This window comes from Pseudoduganella lurida, from assembly GCF_007830455.1.
GTDB lineage: Bacteria > Pseudomonadota > Gammaproteobacteria > Burkholderiales > Burkholderiaceae_D > Rugamonas > Rugamonas lurida.
Map to the genome: position 1 here is coordinate 376,128 of NZ_VLLB01000002.1, position 18,488 is coordinate 394,615.

At 67.5% G+C, this 18,488-nt stretch carries 12 protein-coding genes; 5 read left to right on the forward strand and 7 right to left on the reverse strand.

What is annotated here, in order from left to right; genetic code table 11:
• The first annotated feature begins 13 nt into the window (after nucleotides 1–13).
• Complete coding sequence (gene gcvH, locus IP91_RS08290; protein ID WP_145648477.1) at nucleotides 14–397, forward strand: glycine cleavage system protein GcvH; 384 nt, start codon at nucleotides 14–16, stop codon at nucleotides 395–397.
• Nucleotides 398–492: 95 nt separating this feature from the next.
• On the forward strand, nucleotides 493–3,393 hold the full coding sequence (gene gcvP, locus IP91_RS08295) for an aminomethyl-transferring glycine dehydrogenase (RefSeq protein WP_145648478.1): 2,901 nt from the start codon (nucleotides 493–495) through the stop codon (nucleotides 3,391–3,393).
• Between the two features lie 92 nt (nucleotides 3,394–3,485).
• Here gcvP and IP91_RS08300 read toward each other — a convergent pair whose 3' ends face one another.
• Nucleotides 3,486–4,553 carry a hypothetical protein gene (locus tag IP91_RS08300; RefSeq protein ID WP_145648479.1) on the reverse strand — a complete coding sequence of 356 codons (1,068 nt, stop codon included), beginning with the start codon at nucleotides 4,551–4,553 and terminating at the stop codon, nucleotides 3,486–3,488.
• A 7-nt stretch (nucleotides 4,554–4,560) separates the two neighbouring features.
• Entirely contained in the window at nucleotides 4,561–5,205 is a 645-nt protein-coding gene (locus IP91_RS08305) for a hypothetical protein (protein WP_145648480.1), read from the reverse strand.
• A 242-nt stretch (nucleotides 5,206–5,447) separates the two neighbouring features.
• Here IP91_RS08305 and IP91_RS08310 point away from each other — a divergent pair, with 242 nt between their 5' ends.
• The 3 genes from IP91_RS08310 to IP91_RS08320 are packed head-to-tail and all read left to right on the forward strand — an operon-like array spanning nucleotide 5,448 to nucleotide 9,120.
• Nucleotides 5,448–8,345, forward strand: coding sequence for an nSTAND1 domain-containing NTPase (locus IP91_RS08310; protein ID WP_145648481.1), 2,898 nt, complete (start codon nucleotides 5,448–5,450; stop codon nucleotides 8,343–8,345).
• 25 nt (nucleotides 8,346–8,370) lie between these two features.
• The gene (locus IP91_RS08315; RefSeq protein WP_145648482.1) at nucleotides 8,371–8,736 is read left to right on the forward strand and encodes a DP-EP family protein; all 366 of its coding nucleotides are present in this window, start codon (nucleotides 8,371–8,373) and stop codon (nucleotides 8,734–8,736) included.
• Nucleotides 8,737–8,796: 60 nt separating this feature from the next.
• Nucleotides 8,797–9,120: a hypothetical protein gene (locus IP91_RS08320; RefSeq protein WP_145648483.1), complete on the forward strand. Its 324-nt coding sequence runs from the start codon at nucleotides 8,797–8,799 to the stop codon at nucleotides 9,118–9,120.
• Nucleotides 9,121–9,126: 6 nt separating this feature from the next.
• On the opposite strand, the gene IP91_RS08325 is transcribed toward IP91_RS08320, so the two are convergent.
• The 5 genes from IP91_RS08325 to IP91_RS08345 all read right to left on the reverse strand — a co-directional run bounded on the left by IP91_RS08325 (nucleotide 9,127) and on the right by IP91_RS08345 (nucleotide 18,485).
• Nucleotides 9,127–10,518: a hypothetical protein gene (locus IP91_RS08325; RefSeq protein WP_145648484.1), complete on the reverse strand. Its 1,392-nt coding sequence runs from the start codon at nucleotides 10,516–10,518 to the stop codon at nucleotides 9,127–9,129.
• Entirely contained in the window at nucleotides 10,515–11,390 is an 876-nt protein-coding gene (locus IP91_RS08330) for an ABC transporter ATP-binding protein (protein WP_145648485.1), read from the reverse strand. The genes IP91_RS08325 and IP91_RS08330 overlap by 4 nt, the downstream gene beginning before the upstream one ends.
• Entirely contained in the window at nucleotides 11,387–11,779 is a 393-nt protein-coding gene (locus IP91_RS08335) for a GntR family transcriptional regulator (RefSeq protein ID WP_145648486.1), read from the reverse strand. Before IP91_RS08335 ends, IP91_RS08330 begins: the two co-directional genes overlap by 4 nt.
• A gap of 112 nt (nucleotides 11,780–11,891) precedes the next feature.
• The gene (locus IP91_RS08340; protein ID WP_145648487.1) at nucleotides 11,892–13,559 is read right to left on the reverse strand and encodes a peptide chain release factor 3; all 1,668 of its coding nucleotides are present in this window, start codon (nucleotides 13,557–13,559) and stop codon (nucleotides 11,892–11,894) included.
• 291 nt (nucleotides 13,560–13,850) lie between these two features.
• Nucleotides 13,851–18,485 (reverse strand): PilC/PilY family type IV pilus protein, encoded by a 4,635-nt coding sequence (locus IP91_RS08345; protein ID WP_145648488.1) that lies wholly within the window; start codon nucleotides 18,483–18,485, stop codon nucleotides 13,851–13,853.
• Between the last annotated feature and the right edge of the window lie 3 nt (nucleotides 18,486–18,488).

Here is an 18,488-nt window from a genome sequence, read left to right on the forward strand (position 1 = left end):
ATCTGGAGCCCACATGAGCAATATTCCTGCAGAGCTGAAGTACACCGAATCCCACGAGTGGGTGCGCAAGGAAGCGGACGGCACGATCACCGTCGGCATCACCGAATTCGCGCAGGATGCGCTGGGCGACATCGTGTTCGTCGAACTGCCGAAGGTCGGCAACAGCTACACGGCCGGTGACGATGCCGCCGTGGTCGAATCCGTGAAGGCCGCGTCCGACATCTACGCCCCGGTCTCGGGCGAAGTGACGGAAGTGAACGACGCCGTGGCCGGCGCGCCGGAATCGATCAATGCCAATGCGTACGACGCGTGGCTGTTCAAGATGAAGCCGGCCGATGCCGCCGCCATCGACGGCCTGCTGGACGCCGACGCCTACAGCAAGAACACCGCCTCCTGATCGACCGCAGCAACGGGCCGGCGCTTGCCGGCCTTTTCTTTTGCCCAGCAGTTTATGAATCAGTTTGATTAAGCAGTTCGCCTGCAGAGATTTCCATGACCCGTACTGACCTGACCACCCTCGAAGCGCGCGATGCCTTCATCGCCCGCCACATCGGCCCGGACGCCGCCGACCAGCAACAGATGCTCGACACGCTCGGCTACCCGACCCGCGCCGCGCTGATCGATGCGATCGTGCCGCCGCAGATCCGCAACCGCAGCACCCTGCCCCTGGGCGAATTCACCGCACCGCTGCCGGAAGGGGCCGCGCTGGCGAAGCTGAAGGGCATCGCCAAGCAGAACAAGGTCATGCGCTCGCTGATCGGCCAGGGCTACTACGGCACCACCACGCCCGGCGTCGTGCTGCGCAATATCTTCGAGAACCCGGCCTGGTACACGGCGTACACGCCATACCAGCCGGAGATCTCGCAGGGCCGCCTGGAAGCGATCCTGAACTTCCAGCAGGCGATCACCGACCTGACGGGCATGGGCATCGCCAATGCATCGATGCTCGATGAAGGCACCTCGGCGGCCGAAGCGATGACGCTGATCCAGCGCGTGGGCAAGTCGAAGTCGAAGGTCTTCTATGTCGCCAGCGACGTGCTGCCGCAGACGCTGGAAGTGATCCAGACCCGCGCCGAGCCGCTGGACATCGAGGTGCGCACCTTCGCCCCGGCCGAACTGGCCGGCGTGACGGATGGCTTCGGCGTGCTGCTGCAGTATCCGGGCGTGGACGGCGCCGTGCGCGACTACCGCGCCGATGTCGCTACCGTCAAGGCCACCGGCGCGATGGTCGTCGTCGCGGCCGACCTGCTGGCCCTGACCCTGCTCACGCCACCGGGCGAATGGGGTGCGGATGTCGTCGTCGGCAACAGCCAGCGCTTCGGCGTGCCGCTGGGCTTCGGCGGCCCGCACGCCGGCTACATGGCCACGCGCGACGAATACAAGCGCTCGATGCCGGGCCGCCTGGTCGGCGTCACCGTCGACCAGCAGGGCAACACGGCGTACCGCCTGGCGCTGCAGACCCGCGAACAGCACATCCGCCGCGAAAAGGCCACGTCGAACATCTGCACCGCGCAGGTGCTGCTGGCCGTGATCGCATCGATGTACGCCGTCTACCACGGCCCGCAGGGCCTGCGCCAGATCGCCACGCGCGTGCACCGCTACACGGGCATCCTGGCCGACAACCTGCGCACGCTGGGCTTCAAGCTGGCGAACGACACGTTCTTCGACACGCTGACGGTCGTGACCGACAAGGCCGATGAGCTGCATGCCGCCGCGGATGTGAACGGCATCAACCTGCGCCGCATCGACGCGAACCACGTAGGCATCTCGCTGGACGAGAACACCGACCGCGACACGCTGGCCGCGCTGTGGACCGTGTTCGCCGGCGGCACGACGGATGGTGGCAACCCCGTCGCACCGGACTTCGACGACCTGGACGCATCCATCAAGGACGCCTACCCGTCCGAACTGGCCCGTACCTCGGACTACCTGTCGCACCCGGTCTTCAACCGCTACCACAGCGAAACGGAAATGCTGCGCTACCTGCGCAGCCTGGCCGACAAGGATCTCGCGCTCGACCGCACCATGATCCCGCTGGGCTCCTGCACGATGAAGCTGAACGCCACCAGCGAGATGATCCCGGTAACGTGGCCCGAGTTCTCGAACATCCACCCGTTCGCGCCGGAAGACCAGACGGTCGGCTACCGCGAGATGATCGACCAGCTGGAACAGATGCTGTGCGCTGTGACGGGCTACGCGGCCGTGTCGCTGCAGCCGAACGCCGGCTCGCAGGGCGAATACGCCGGCCTGCTGGTGATCCAGAAGTACCACCAGTCGCGCGGCGAAGGTCATCGCAATATCTGCCTGATCCCGTCGTCCGCGCACGGCACCAACCCGGCATCGGCCAGCATGGTCGGCATGCAGGTGGTCGTCACGGCCTGCGACGAGAACGGCAACGTGGACATCGCCGACCTGAAGGCGAAAGCGGAACAGCACAGCAAGAACCTGGCCTGCGTGATGGTCACCTACCCGTCCACGCACGGCGTGTTCGAGGAAGGCATCAAGGAACTGTGCGAGATCGTGCACCAGCACGGCGGCCAGGTGTACATCGACGGCGCCAACATGAATGCGCTGGTCGGCGTGGCCGCGCCGGGCGCGTTCGGCGGCGACGTGTCGCACCTGAACCTGCATAAAACCTTCTGCATCCCGCACGGCGGCGGCGGACCGGGCGTGGGCCCGATCGGCGTCGGCGCGCACCTCGCGCCCTTCCTGCCGAACCAGCGTTCCACCGGCTACGAGCGTTCCGCCACCGGCATCGGCGCCGTGTCGGCCGCGGCCTACGGCTCGGCATCGATCCTGCCGATCTCGTGGATGTACATCGCGATGATGGGCGCGGAAGGCCTGACCGCCGCCACCGAAACGGCGATCCTGAACGCCAACTACGTGGCGCGCCGGCTGGCACCGCACTACCCGGTGCTGTACTCGGGCCATGATGGCCTCGTCGCGCACGAGTGCATCCTGGACCTGCGTCCCCTCACGGATGCCACCGGCATCAGCAACGAGGACGTGGCCAAGCGCCTGATGGACTTCGGCTTCCACGCGCCCACCATGAGCTTCCCGGTGCCGGGCACGCTGATGATCGAGCCGACCGAATCGGAAACCAAGGCCGAGCTGGACCGCTTCGTCGACGCGATGATCGCCATTCGCGCCGAGATCGCGAAAGTGGAAAGCGGCGAATACGACAAGCTGGACAACCCGCTGAAGTTCGCGCCGCACACCGCCGAAGTCCTCACGGCCGACAAGTGGGAGCGCAAGTACAGCCGTGAAGCGGCGGCCTACCCCGTGCCGGCGCTGCGCAAGCAGAAGTACTGGCCGCCGGTCGGCCGCGCCGACAATGTATACGGCGACCGCAACCTGTTCTGTGGCTGCGCACCGATCAGCGCTTACGAATAAGTCGTTCTCGCTGGTACCCGAGCGCCGTCCGCCGCAAGGCGGGCGGCGCTTTTTCATTGCGCGGGCAACCCAGGCGCTGGAAAAAGCGCCTGTCAATCAGCGACCGTCTCCACCAGGCCGCCGCGTACGAGCGTGCCGTCCGCCTGGAAGCACCTGACCACCAGCCGGTCATCGGCCTCGCGCGAAATCGCGAAGAGGCAGTTCTGCGCCGCCGCCAGCACCGCATGCCGCCGCGTCAGCAGGAACGGGGCGTGCCAGGCACCATTGCTGGGCCGCGCCACCATCCATAGCGCGCCCTCCGCGTCCGCATAGGCCAGGTATTCGCCGCCATCGTTCGCGCAGGTCCACAACAGCCGCGCCCCGGCCACCCGCGCCACCAGCTGGGGGATGTTGTTGCCGCCCCGGTAGACGACGATGCGGTCGCCGGCCGCGAACAGGTCCGGCACATTGGGCATGGAGCCGGACGAAAGCAGCACGCTGGCGGTGCGTGCCGGCAGGTTCGGATAGCCGATGTTCACGCTCCAGCCGAACGCATCGCCAAACGACATGAACCGCAATTCGTCCTGCCGGCCGCCGGGCTGCAAGGCCCACACCCCGGGCAGGCGGTAACTGCCCACCGCATACGCGCTGGCGCCCTGCACTGCCGCCGGCAGCTGCATGGGGCGCAGGCTGCGCAGCGGCGCGGCGGCGTTGCAGTACCAGGTACTCTGTCCCGTTTCGCCTCCCGCGGTGGTGATCAGCAGGAGCGTCGGTGCGCCGGCCTGCAGCGGGCCGAAGGCCAGCCGGATGATCGGACCGTCGCCCGGCAGCGCCGGCATGCCGTCGCCGCTGGCCAGCAGCGCCAGCCAGCCGGCATCGTCCAGGTCCGCGGGAACGCCGGTGGCCATGCGCAGTGCACTGCCGCCCGCTCCGTCGCGCAGGGCGAGCGCAATGGCGATACCGCCGCCGGGCGCCTGCCGCACGTCCGCGCAGCAGACCCGCCAGCCGGGCAGGCCCGCCAGCAGGTCCGTGTCGGACCACGCGTCGCCGGGCGTACCGCGCAGCAGGTGCAGTCCGCCGTCGCCATCGACGCGGAACACCAGCGGCAGGTCGTTCGCGCCGCGCACCGCAAACAGCGGCAGCGCGCCTGGCGGATTCGCATACAGGGTCATGCTTGCCATCGCGGCCTCATACATGTTCATAGGGATCGTCCAGCATGGGTTCGATCGCGGCCGCCAGGCGGCTGACCAGCCCGTCGCGTACGGCGGGCAGGCCGGCATCGCCGTGCTCCCATGCGTGCGTCAGGCGCGGCATGTTCAGCAGGTGCGTCAGCGGATCGGAAACGATGTAGGCACCGGTACGGCCGGCATCGGTGACGGGCGGCGGCCGGCGCGCATGGCACACCACGTTGGCGCGGCCGCCCGCCGTGGCCACGAACTGCAGCCGCAGCGACCATTGCAGCGTGGCGCGCGCCCACCCCTTGCCCAGGTCGCAGGGCTGGCCGTCCTGCGCCCGCTGCACCACCGCATCGCGTTCGTAGCGCATCAGGCTCGCGTGCAGGTCCACGGTCAGGCGCGGCACCCCGGCCTGGTCCGGCTGTTCGGACACCGTCACGCTCAACTGCAAGTCGCGCTCCGACACGCGGCGGTGCGACGTGCTGCCCAGCTGCTGCCATTCGATCAGCACGTGATCGCGGAAGGTCCAGCCATCGGGCGTGTGGATGAAGCGGGCGGCATCGACGTTGTCGTCATCCGGCAGGCCGGTGCGCTCGGCCCAGAAGCCATGCGGATCGACCACCGCATCGGGCGGCAGGGGCAGCGAAAAATCCGGCAACGTCCGCAACCTGGTGCCTAAAGGCAACACCAATAGTGGCTTCAGGTAACGTTGCGAAAATTCCTCTTGGTTTATAAAAGTATTCTGCATGGGCATTTATTTGACCTGAGGAAATGCTAATATTGACGTTATCGAGCTAAGCCAAACTGTAGCCAGCGCCTCGCGCGCGCGCCTTCCGGGAACCTTCCGTCGGGCTAAGTACCTGATCTTCAAAGAATTAATTTTTTCTGAGGTCGTGACGAATGAGACTCGGGGGTTTCCGCTTCGGGGAGTACCAGGTCGAGGTATCGGGCAACGCGCTGAACCATTTCGGCGCGCGGACGCCGCTCGAACCCCGTGCCATGGATGTGCTCCGCTACCTGTGCCGCCACCCCGGCGCCGTGATTCCGGCCGAGGAACTGCTGCAGGCTTGCTGGGGAACGGCCGAGCTCGGAGACAACCCCGTGCACAAGGCGATCGCCCAGCTGCGCCGCGCGCTGGGAGATTCCAGCACCGAGCCACGCTATATAGAAACGGTGCGCAAACGCGGCTACCGTGCCATTGCCGAAGTCGTCGAAGCGCCCGAGCTGCCCGGCACCTGGACGGGGGGCTCGCCGTTCCGCGGCCTGGAACCGTTCGAGGAAAGCCACGCCACCATCTTCTTCGGGCGCCTCGATGCCACCGCGCGGCTGCGCGACATCGTGCTGCGGCAGGCTGCCGCCGGCTGCGCCCTGGCCCTGGTGCTGGGCCCTTCCGGTTCCGGCAAGACTTCGCTGGTACGCGCCGGCCTGCTGCCCCGGCTGGCCCCGGACGAAGAGCGGCCGGACGCCATCGTTGCCGCCGACTGCACCCTGCACATGGATTGTGCCGACCTGGCCGGCGGCAGTCTGCACGGCGCACTGGCGGCGGTGCTGGTGGATGCGGAACTGGATGGCCGGCTGGTGTTCGACGGCAGCAGCGCGGAGGTGCTGGCCACCCGCTTGCGTGACGCGCCCGCCGCCGTGGCGGCGCAGCTGGCTGCCGCCACGGACCGCGTGCGCATCGTGCTGTTCGTGGACCGGCTGGAAGCAGTCTTCCGTGCGCCGGATGCCAGCGACGCCGACCGCGCCGCCTTCGTGACGCTGCTGGACCGGCTGGCGCGCTGCGGCACGCTGCTGGTGCTGCTGGCCTGCCGCAACGACTTCTATCCCGAACTGATCGCGCTGCCGGAACTGACCGGCCTGAAGGCGGCCGGCGGGCACTTCGACCTGGCGCCGCCGACCGGTGCCGACATCGCGCAGATGGTGCGCCAGCCCGCGCAGGCCGCCCAGCTGACGTTCGAGCGCGACGCCACCACCGGCAGCCGGCTCGACGATGTCCTGTGCGACGCAGCGCGCGCCAGCCCGGATGCGCTGCCGCTGCTGCAGTACTGCCTGAACGAGCTGTATCGGCAACGCGGCGCCGACGGCGCCCTGCGCTTCGACGTGTTCCGCCAGCTGGGCGGCATCGAGGGCGCGCTGGGCGTGCGCGCGGAGCAGATCGTGGCCGCGCTGCCCGCGGCGCAGCAGGCTGCCCTGCCGCAGGTGCTGTCGCTGCTGGTGGCCGTGAGCGACGACCAGAACCTGGTCACCGCGCGGCGTCCCGCCTGGGCCGCGCTGGCCACCGAACCGGAACGGGACCTGGTGCGGGCGCTGGTGGAGGCGCGCCTGTTCGTCAGCGAACTGACGGCCGAGGTGCCCGGGTTCGGCGTGGCGCACGAGGCGCTGCTGCGCCGCTGGCCGCGCGTGGCGGACTGGATCGAGCGGCACCGCCACGCCCTGCAGGTGCGTACCCGGCTGAACGCCCAGGCCGAGCGCTGGGCCGGTGCCGGCCGGCCGCGCGACCTGCTGCTGCCGGCCGGCAGCCAGGTCAACGGCGCACGCGCCCTGCTCGCGGTGCGCGAGGTGTCGCTGTCACCGGTGGCACGCGAGTTCGTGCAGCGCTCCGTCAGCCGCATGAAGCTGGGCCAGCGCATCGTGGCGGGCGTGGTCGGCTCGTTCGTGATGCTGGCGATGCTGACGGGGTTCATGGGCGTGCGGGCACAGACGGCGCGGCACGAAGCCGAGCGGCACCGGCTGGAGGCCGAGGGCCTGCTGGGCTTCATGCTGGGCGATTTCGCCGAGAAACTGCGGCCGCTGGGCCGGCTCGACCTGCTCGACAGCGTGAGCGGCAAGGCGCTGTCGTACCTGGCGACGGCGGGCGAGCGGGATGACCTGACCACGCGCATGCAGCGCGTGGCGACATTGCAGATGATTGCCGAAGTCGGGATGGCACGTGGCAATCAGGACAAGGCGCTGGAAGCACTGCAGGCGGGACGCGCCATGCTGGCGCCCTACGCGGCGCAGGCCACGAGTGCCGAAGCGCTAGAACGCCTGGGGGACAACGCGGCCTACCTGGGCCGCTTGTACTTCGATCGCAAGGCATTCGTGCAGGCCGGCCAGCACTTCGAAGAAGCGATCGGTTTCGCCACCCGCCTGGCCTCGCTCGTCAACGACGCCGATCACTGGAACCAGCTGGCCAGCGCCCACAACAGCCTGGGCGGCGTCGCCAAGGCCAGCGAACAATACGGCAAGGCAGCACAGCATTTCGAACTGGCGGTGGCGTTGAACCGGCGCGCCGTGGCTGCCAGCCCCGGCAACCGCGATTATCTCGGCGGCCTGGCCAACAGCCTGTCATGGCTGGGCGACACGATGTCCCTTTCCGGACGGGCGGCCGACGCGGCGCGCTATTTTGCCGAGGAAGGCACGCTCCTCGAAGGGCTCAGGCTGGCCGCGCCCAACGAGCTGCGCTGGACCAGCCGGCTCGCCTACGCGCTTTGGCATCGGGGCAATGCGCAGCTCGAAAACGGCGAGCGCGCAGCGGCAGCGGATTCCTATGCCCGCGCCCGCGCGCTGGTCGACGACCTGACCCAGCGCGATCCCAGCAACCAGCGCTGGCAGGTGGACCTGATGCGCCTGAAGCTGCGGGAGATCCGCACACAGACGCAGCCCGATGCCGCGGCGACGCTGGCAGAAATCCAGGCGTTATATCGCCAGAGCACGGAGATGAGCAAGGCACAGCCGGACAACCCGGAACTGCGGCGGCTCGCCAGCCAGATACTGGAACGGGCCGACAGCGCCCGCTCGCAGTTGCAATCCCGATGATTTTCCCACCCACGAAAGGTAAAACATGACGATCACGTTCAAGAACATTGAAGTCACGGCAGTACCGGCCATCGATCCGGAGAGCGGCCAGCCTTATGTCGAAGTGACGCTGAATCCGGGCGTGCTGCAGGTGACCGATCCGGACACGATCGTCAACTATCAGCTGGTCGATCCAACGCCGGCCGACCTGCTGTTCACCGGTCTGGCAATCACGCCGGAAAACAACCAGCTCAGCGCACCTGCCATCAGCACGGATGGCCGCAACCTGACGATCAACGACATCAACACCTTGCGCGAGGATTTCACGCTTGTCTTCGCGTTCAACGGCGAGCCGGCCCCGCAACCGTTCCTGCGCCGCATTCCGGACCTGGAAAATCGGCCCGATCTGTGAGGAGTGAGGGGCAGCACGCGGCTGCGCTAAGATGATGGCTCCGCAACCCCAAGGATCTTGATGAAGCCATCCACCCGGGCAGCGCTGGTCTCGGCGCTGCTGTTCCCCGGCCTCGGCCAGCTGACCGTCCTGAAGCGGCCGAAGCGCGCCTGCCTGTTCCTGATTCCCGCGGCAGGCGCGCTCGTGTTCCTGCTTGGTGCCGCCTTCACGGCCGCCAACGACATCAGCGCCGGCATCCTGGCCGGCACCATTCCACTCGACCCCGGTGCGATCGCGGCCCGCATCGATGCCACCAACAAAGGCGACACGGGCGAGATCGCCGCCATCGTGCTGCTCGCTGCGTGGCTCGGCAGCATTGGCGACGCGCTGTGGCATAGACCCTGAAGCGGGTCAGGCGGCCAGCCGCCCCGCCGGCCAGCCGACCGGCGCCGCGGACATGGACCGCCATTGCCTGCGCAGTCCCGCCAGCGTTACGAACAGGCACGCCAGCACGCCGGCATACACCGGCGCATGCGGCAGTTGCGGCAGGATCCCGGCCAGCGTCGGCAGTACCACGACTGCTGCGGCAAACACGCGGCTGAACGATGTCCACTCGGGCGTCCTCGCGTAGTCACGCAGCAATCGCGGCGCGCAGCCGGCCACGATGACGGCGCCGCAGCACCACATCATCCACCGCGCTTCGGGGGCCACCAGGACGGCAGCCAGCACCGCGCTCGCGGCCAGGTAGCCGGCCCAGACGACGCCGAAGCGCCGCAGCAATGCCGCGCCGATCTCGCCGTTCAGCACAGCTGGCGCTGGCGCCGCGGGCGTCAACCGCAGCAGTGCCTGTTCCGCGCTGCTCTCCTTCATCCCCGTGGTCATCGTCTTCACGCAGGTCAGCGCGGGCAGGATCAGCGCAAAGAGCAGGAACGGCCCCAAACCGGCTGCGATGCGTGAGTAGGTGCCCCACGCCAGCATGATCAACAGTCCCAACGCGATGCGGCCCAGCGGACGGGCCCAGTGCAGGCAAGGCCCCAGTCCGTCCAGCAGCCGGCCCGCGCGGCCGCGCACCCCGAATCGTCCGTCCAGTGCCGCACCGTAGAGCAGGTCCGCGGGCTGGCGCAGCACGCTGCCGAGTGCATCGCTCCCGTCGGCCGCACCAGGACCCTTGCGCATGTTCAGGTCGAGACGTGCCGCGCGGGCACGCCAGGCAAAATGGCGATCGCCGCCGCGCGGGAACAGCAGGAGCAGCGTCACGCCCGCCAGTGGCAGCCATGCCGCCAGGATGGCCAGCGTGCCGGTCCATTCAGCGGTCCCCGCGAACCAGGCCATCAGGGGAGCGGGATACCAGGCGGCCAGGAATGACGCCAGTAGCATGGGCATCAGCAGCCATGCGCTTCGCAGCGACGCCGCGATGAGCCACAGCACGGTCACCGTGGTCACGAACGCGAAGCCGCTCCGGCCGGTCGCGATGCCGAACATGACGGCATTGACGGCGCCGGCAGCCAGGCAAAGTCCCGCTGCCAGGACCAGCAGGCGGCGCCGCAAGCCGGGAACGAGGACGGCATTGGCGGGCGTGTTCTGCAGGATGGCGCGCGGCAGGAACGTCAGCCACCAGTACACGGTGACGAGCAGGCCCAGTGCGAACGGGAGGAAGCCCAGCGCACGCATGGCTTCCGGACTGGCGACGAACCAGCCCTCGCCGATCAGTGCGGTGGCCAGCAGCATCAGGGAGACGACGGCATCCCTGCGCAACCGGCGTTCCAGCGCGGGCTGGACCAGCAGCATGCGCCATGCGTTCATCGCGTCACCTCTTCGAACAGATCCTCCAGCGACACGGCCTCCACGCGCACGCCGGGCGCGGCCTCGAGCCGCTCGGCGTCGTGCGGCGTGACGCGCGTGACGATGCTGAAGAAGCCGTTGTCGTGCCGCACCTGGCCCAGTGCGCTTTGCAGGCCCAGCGCTGCCATCGTCGCGGCATTGCCGGTCACGCGCCGCGTGCCTTCCATCAGCTCGTCGAGTGGCGCCTGCAGCGCGATGCGCCCTTCCTTCATGAAGGCCACGTCGACGGCCACGCGTTCCAGGTCGGACAGGATATGCGTGGAAAACAGCACCGTCGTGCCGCGCCCGATCACGTCGCCCACCAGCTCGCGCAGGAATTCGCGGCGGCCCATTGGATCGAGGCTGGCGACCGGTTCGTCGAGCACCAGCAGTTCCGGCTCGTGTGCCAGCGCGCGGATGATCGACAGGCGCTGCTGCTGGCCGCCGGACAGCGTGGCGATCTTCTGCCGCCGCGCCGCCGCATCGAATCCCCAGCGGGCCAGCAGGCTCGCCACCCTGGCGTCGTTCCAGCGCGGGTACAGCGTCTTGAAATAAGCGAGCAGCTGGTCCGGCGTCAGCCATTCGAACAGGTCCGATCTCTGCGGCACGTAGCCGATGCGGGCACGCGCCGCTTCGGACAGGCGCGCCACGGGTTCGCCGAACAGCGCGACAGTGCCCCGGTCCGTCTCGCGCAGTCCCAGCATGCACTCGATCAGCGTCGATTTACCGGCGCCGTTGCGGCCCAGCAGGCCGATCACCTGGCCGGGCGCAACCTGCCAGTTCACATTGGCCAGCACCGGCCGGCCGCCAAACGCCTTGTCTACTGCCTTCATCGTCACTACGGGTGTGGTCATGTCGTTTCCTTCAGCACCAGTTGAAACAGCTCCAGTATCGTGCGATCGTCCAGTTCCAGTTCGCGGGCCTCGCGCGCCGCCTTCTCCAGCGCCGGCCGCAGCAGCGCTTCGCGCTCGCCCTTGCCATGGCCGCGCCGCCGCGCCACCTGCATGCCCTGCCCGCGGAGGCGCGTCAGCACGCCGTCCATCTCCAGCAGGCCGTATGCCTTCGACACCGTCATCGGATTGACGGCCAGTTCCTGCGCCACGTCGCGCACCGACGGCAAGCCGTCGCCCGGTGCCAGCACGCCCGCCGCGGCAAGCCGCTTCACCTGCTCGACGAGCTGGCGATAGATCGGTGTCGCCGACCCGCCCGAAATGGAAAACAGCTGTGCAGTATGGTCTGTCATGATCGCTTAGTGTATTACTTGATTAATACAGTATACACACCGGGCAAGCATGTCAACCAAAAAAAACGGGCGGTCCGTTGCCGGAACCGCCCGCTTGCCTGCCCGTGATGGCTTACGACAGCTTGGTCGCGTGCTCGCGCGTGGCGTGGAACGTCAGCTGCGGCCAGCGCTCCTGGGTCAGGCGCAGGTTGACGCCCGAGGTGGCCAGGTAGGCCATGTTGCCGGCCGCGTCATACGCCACATTGTGGCCGAGTGCCGCCTCGAAGTCGACCAGCGCCTTCTTGTCGTCGGACGACACCCAGCGCGCGCTGCTGATGCTGGTCCCTTCGAACACGGCGTCGACGCCGTATTCGTTCATCAGGCGGCTTGCCACCACCTCGAACTGCAGCACGCCCACGGCGCCCAGCACCAGCTCGCCGCCCTGCACCGGCTTGAAGACCTGCACGGCGCCCTCTTCGCCCAGCTGCTGCAGGCCCTTGTGGAGCTGCTTGATCTTCAGCGGGTTGCGGATGCGCACCTGGCGGAAGAAGTCCGGCGCGAAGTACGGGATGCCGGTGAACTGCAGCATCTCGCCTTCCGAGAAGCTGTCGCCGATCTGCATGTTGCCGTGGTTCGGCAGGCCGATGATGTCGCCGGCGTAGGCCTCTTCCACCTGCTCGCGCGAGGACGCCATGAACGTCACCACGGACGACACTTTCACCTCGCGGCCCAGGCGCAGGTGCTTCACTTTCATGCCGCGCTCGAACCGTCCCGAGCAGACGCGCAGGAAGGCGATGCGGTCGCGGTGCGCCGGATCCATATTGGCCTGGATCTTGAACACGAAGCCGGAGAACGGCTGCTCGGTCGGCGCCACGGAGCGCACGCTGGCATCGCGCTCGCGCGGCGCCGGTGCCCAGTCGACCAGCGCGGAGAGGATCTCGCGCACGCCGAAGTTGTTGATCGCGGAGCCGAAGAACACGGGGGTCTGGATGCCGGCCAGGAACTCGTCCAGGTCGAACGGATGCGAGGCGCCCTTCACCAGCTCGACTTCCATCCTCAGCTGGTCCATCTCGAGCGGGAACATCTCCTGCAGCTTCGGATTGTCGATGCCCTTGACGACTTCGAAGGTCTGGTTGGCGCTTTCGTCGCCGGCGCGGAACAGCAGCACTTCGTCGCGCAGCAGGTGGTACACGCCGCGGAACTGCTTGCCCATGCCGATCGGCCACGTGACTGGAGCGCACTGGATCTTCAGCACGGACTCGAGTTCGTCGAGCAGTTCCAGCGGATCGCGCGTCTCGCGGTCCATCTTGTTCATGAACGTGACGATCGGCGTATTGCGCATGCGGCAGACGTCCAGCAGCTTGATGGTCTGCGCCTCGACACCCTTGGCCGCATCGATCACCATCAGGGCCGAGTCGACGGCCGTCAGCACGCGGTAGGTGTCTTCCGAGAAGTCCTGGTGGCCGGGCGTGTCGAGCAGGTTGATGATGTGGTCGCGGAAGTCGAACTGCATCACCGACGAGGCCACCGAAATGCCGCGCTGCTTCTCGATCTCCATCCAGTCGGACGTGGCGTGCCGGGCGCTCTTCCGGGCCTTGACGGTACCGGCCATCTGGATCGCGCCCGAGAACAGCAGCAGCTTTTCCGTGAGCGTGGTCTTGCCCGCATCCGGGTGGGAGATGATGCCGAACGTGCGGCGGCGCTGGACCTCGCGGGCGATCAGCGCTGGCGAGGTACCGCCGGACTTGACGGTGCCGGCGGCAGCGCCTTCTGGTGCATTGACTTCGATATCTTCGGACATGGTGGCGGCCAACGGTTCGGCTCGACGGAAAACCGGAGATTTTACCGTTTTTTGCCTCCTCCCGGGCGAATTTCCCGCGCCCCTACTGTTCAGCTCGTGTCACCCACTGGGGTCAGGCGTAGTGACACGCACTCTACCGTAGCCGATTTGAGGCTGCCCCACCATTCGCAGCCGGAGAGCGCTTCACTGCTAGTGATGAGCTCGTGTCACCACGCCTGACCCCATGGTGTGACACGAGCTCGGCTGTTAAGGGATTTCCGCATGGTGTGACACGAGCTCGGCGGTAGAAGATCAGTCGCCCTTCACGCGGCGCCAGCCGACGGGGTGCGCGCCTTCGGAGTCGAGTTCCGTGATCGGTCGCGTCAGGGTTTCGCCTTTCGCGGTGGTGGCGATCATCTTCAGCTGGCCGTTCGGCAGGCGCACGATGATGAAGCCGACGGCGGCCGACGTGTTCGACAGCGTGCCGCCGGCAACCGTGCCAGTGCCGAACGGCGTGACGCCGGTGCCCTTGCAGACGTCGAGCGAATAGGCGTTGCTGGTGCCGCCCACCGAGCACGAGGACGACGACGTCGGCAGGTTGGTCACCACGTTGCCGACGCCGCTGACGATCTTCGGATCGATGTTCATCCGCTCGCCCGCGTTCAGGCGCCAGTCGAAGTACCAGCCGGCTTTTACGCGCAGGTCCGCCGCGGCATCGTTGATGACGTACGTATTGGTGTTGGTGGAACTGCCGCCGCTGCTGAGCGTCTGCTGCTCCATCGCCGCGCCGCGCACGTTGATGCTGGTGCCGGTGTCCTTCAGCGCGTACAGGCTCTGCACATCGGTGCTGGTGGTATCGGGCACGTCGAGCAGCCGGCCGGTGCCGAACAGCACCAGGCGCTGCGGCTCCGTCGTGCCCGTGATCGCGCACAGCGTCACGTCCGGCCGCGTGGTGATCGGCTGCAGCGCGCCGGCGTCGCCCATCTTCAGCACGCCCACCGCGCCGGTGGTCGAGGTCAGGTCGAAGCGCCACATCTGGCCCTGGTTGTCGCCGCCGTACACATAGGTCACCAGCGGATCGGTGTTCGGATCGGCCGTGATCGCGGTGATCTTGGCCAGGCCCGACGGCGTCGTCGTGTCGCCGCTGTTCGTGCTGACGGTCTTGAGCACGGCGCCCGTCGCCACGTCGACGATGAACAGGTAGCCCTTGCCGTCGCCGGCATTCACGCCATCCACGTTCGGCACGTTGTTGTAGCCGGAGGTAAGGAACACCACCCAGCGCGTCGTGCCCGAACCGTCCCGCCACGTGCCGAACTGCGGATTGCCGAACGACAGGCCCATGTTCGGCACGGCATTCGTGCACACGCTGGCATCGGCGCACAGCTCCCACAGGGGACGCGGATTGACAGGATCGGTGATGTCCAGCGCGTAGTAGCCCCGGCCGCCCGCGTTCAGGCCTGCCACCAGGATCGTGTGCCAGCGGTTGTCGCTCGTGAAGAACACGTCGGCCGTCTCGGGCGAGCCGTCGGTGGTGAACTGGTGGTTGGTCGCATACGTGGTGCTGGCCAGCGCATACAGCTTCTTCATCGTGATGCGCGGCACATAGGCCCACAGTTCTTCGCCGTCGCTCGCGCTGAACGCGTGCAGCATGCCGTCGTTGGCCGCGGTGAACACGGTGGCCGTGGTGCGGCTGGCCGTCTGCGTGTCCTTGAAGGTGGCGTAGTCGTTGCTGGTGTAGGCCTTGCGCGGGTCGCGCACATAGGCCGGCTTGGACGAAGCGATATCGCCCAGCACGATCGGGATCGAGGGCGACCCGTTGCTCATCGAGTAGGCGCGGAAGATGCGGTCGTTGGCGTACTGCTGCTGGCCGCGCAGCCAGTTGATCAGGTTGTCCGCACCGTTGACGATGCCGCGGTCGGCGGCCGACAGCAGCGTGCACTGCGGCAGGTTCGGGCACTGGCCCGTGAACCACGCCAGCGCCTGCGTGTCGCCGGCCATGTTCGCGGCCGTGAACTGCTTGAGCAGGCCGTTGTTGACCATGTAGATGCGCCGCGTGTCGCTGCTGGCGGCGACCTTCTCGCCCACCGTGTCCGTGCTGGTCCACACCGTGCTGGTGCTGACCACGCCGGTGGTGGCGTCGATCTTGCGGTCCGCCAGTTCGCCATACCACTTCACGGTGGTGAACGTGTCCGAGAAGATGTCGTTGTCCTGCAGCGAGATGTTCGGCGTCGACGTGGCCGCGGCCGAGGCGGCGCCCAAGGTCACCTGCATGTTGGCCAGTGCGGACGACAGGCCGTCCACCACCTCGCCCGGCTCGTTCGCGCTGAAGTACTTGCCATGGCCGTTGATGGCCGCGTGCCACAGGTCGTCCACGCGCTCCTGCACCGTGTTGCCGGTATTGGTCACGTCCGGATTGGGCCACACGTACGGCCCGCCATTGTTCCACGGGCAGCCCGTCTGCACGCGCGTGATCAGGTTGTAGAAGTCGCCGCCCGCCTTCGGCGCCGTGTCGTAGTTCGGTTCGTAGGTCATTACGCCGTCGACCCCGAGGCCCAGCGTGTAGGTGTTGACGTGCAGGTGGGTATTGTCGCCATCGGCGGCCGGCACCTGGCCCGGCTTCGTCATGTCCGGCTCCAGGTCCGGGCGCAGCGACACTGTCGACGTCGACGAACCGCCGTTATACCAGTGCAGCGCGACGTCGGAAATCGACGGCTGCGACTGGGCGCGCGGATCGACGCAGCCGCGCGCGTAGCTGCAGAAGCGCGCCGGATTCTGCACGTTGTCGTTGTTGGCCACATTGCCGGTCGGGTCGCCGTTCCAGTAGCCGTCCGTCGTGAGGATCAGGAAGTTCGGCTGGCAGGCGAACTGCACCACCTTCTCGCCCTCCGGGTAGTCGTAGGGCGTCAGGTTGGCGAACATGCGCCCCACGTTGTCCATCGCCGTGCGGATCGGCGTCGAGCCGCTGCTGGTGGCGTTGTACAGCGTCGAATAGAAGGTGCTGCGCGCCGTGCCGGCGAATTCGGCCGGCTTCATGTCGATCGCGCGGCCGCTGACGGCGGCCTGCGACAGCCGTACGAAGCCGACCCGGTAGTTGGCGTTGATGGCGGAAAAAGCGATGCCGACCGAGGTCTTCATCATCTGCATGCGCGTCTTGTAGTACGCATACCAGTTGGCGAAGTTGGTCATCTCCTCTTCATACGTGCAGGCGTTGGCGCGGGCCACGCAGTCGGTGCGCGCGGCGATCTTCGGATAGGTGCGGCCGCTGACCAGGTCCACGCGGGTGAAACCGCTCGGCAGCGAGGACAGCGCTGTCACCGTCACGGGAATCCCCTCGACGATGCTGTTGGCGCTCACGCCATTGAACGTCACGTCGGCGGTGTTGTAAGGGGTCCCGGTCAGGACCGCGCCGTTGCTGGTGGCCGTCGTATTGACGATGCAGACGCTGGTATTCGGCTCGGCGGCGCACACGCCCGTGATCGAGTCGCCGCCCAGGTAGGCCTTGTAGGTGGCCTTCGTCGTGTACGCATTGATCGCCGCGGCGATGGCCACGGCCGCGTTGCGGGGCGTCAGGCTGCGCAGGGACACGGTACCGGTGATCTGGCGGCCGCCCAGGCCGATGTTGACGATGCTGCCGGACGAACGCGTGGTGCCGCTGCCGCCGATGCGCAGCAGTGCCGTGGGCGGTTCGCCCGTGGTGGCCGGCGTGGTCTGCACTTGCGGCGCGTCCACCGTCACGGCCCAGCCCAGGCGCGTGTTGCTGGTGGCATCCTCGCGGATGGTGCTGCAGGCGGTGAGCGACTTGCTGCTGCCGCTGCAGGTGATGGGGATGATGGCCACGACGTTGTTCGACGTGAGCGTGATGCCCAGCGAGGCACAGGTGGGCACCGTGCTGGTGCCGGACGGCGTGCGCACGCAGGCCCAGTACGAATTGGTACCGAGGCCCGTGCGCGCGATGATGCTGGCCGCGACCTGCGAGGCCAGCGCCTGCTGGCGCGCCGCCGTGTTGGTGCCGTTGGCCGCCGTGACGGCGCCGTTCGTGATGACGATCGGCGCGTTGGGCGATGACGGGTTGATGACGCTGACGGAATCGATGGTCATCGATGACGTCGAGCGCGTGGTACCGATCGTGATGGTGCCGTACGCGATGGTCGAGGATGGCGGCGTCGAATATTTCGGGTAGACGTAGGAGCCCACCCGCTTGGCCTGGCACGTGGTCAGGTTGCGGTTGCTGCACCAGCGCACCACGGCGCCGACCGGATAGCCGTCGGGCGCCGCGGCGCCCGCCGCCACCGACGTGCAGGAGGTCAGCGTCTCGTCGCGGCAGTACTCGGAAATGGCGATATTGAAGTAGTACGGCGCGACCGAGATCGGCGTGGCGACGTTGTAGATATTGTCCGGGTAGGTGTAGGACGCGGTGTTGGTGCGGCAGTCTTCCGTGTCGTTCGGATTGCACCACTTCAGGTCCGGGAATTCGGTCAGCAGGTTGATGTCCGCGTCGCCGGTGCCGGCCAGGTTGATGTTGCTGCGGCCGAAACCGTCGCTCGGCACGTTCGACCAGGTGGCCGTCTGCGCCGCCGTCATCTCCGGGTAGTAGCTGCCATCCCACATGATCGGCGGCTGGTAGCGGATGCGCGGGTTGTAGTACTGCTTGTTGAAGTCGGCGCTCATGAACGGCGGATGGCCGACCGCACAGCCCATGATGCCCAGCACCAGCGTGGCGCGCGAACGGCACAGCGAATCGTTCACATAGTCCGGCGTGTAGGTCTGGTCCATCGAGCCGGAGTTATCGAACAGCAGCATCAGGTTCGGCTTGACGGTGCCGGTGCCGGCGATGTTCAGCAGCGGGACCTGGGCGATGCTGGTGGTGGCGGCGGGCGCCACGCGGGGCGCCAGCGCCAGCAGGGCCAGCACGCCGGTCAGCAAATGGAAGTAAAGCCTGGTTGTCATCGT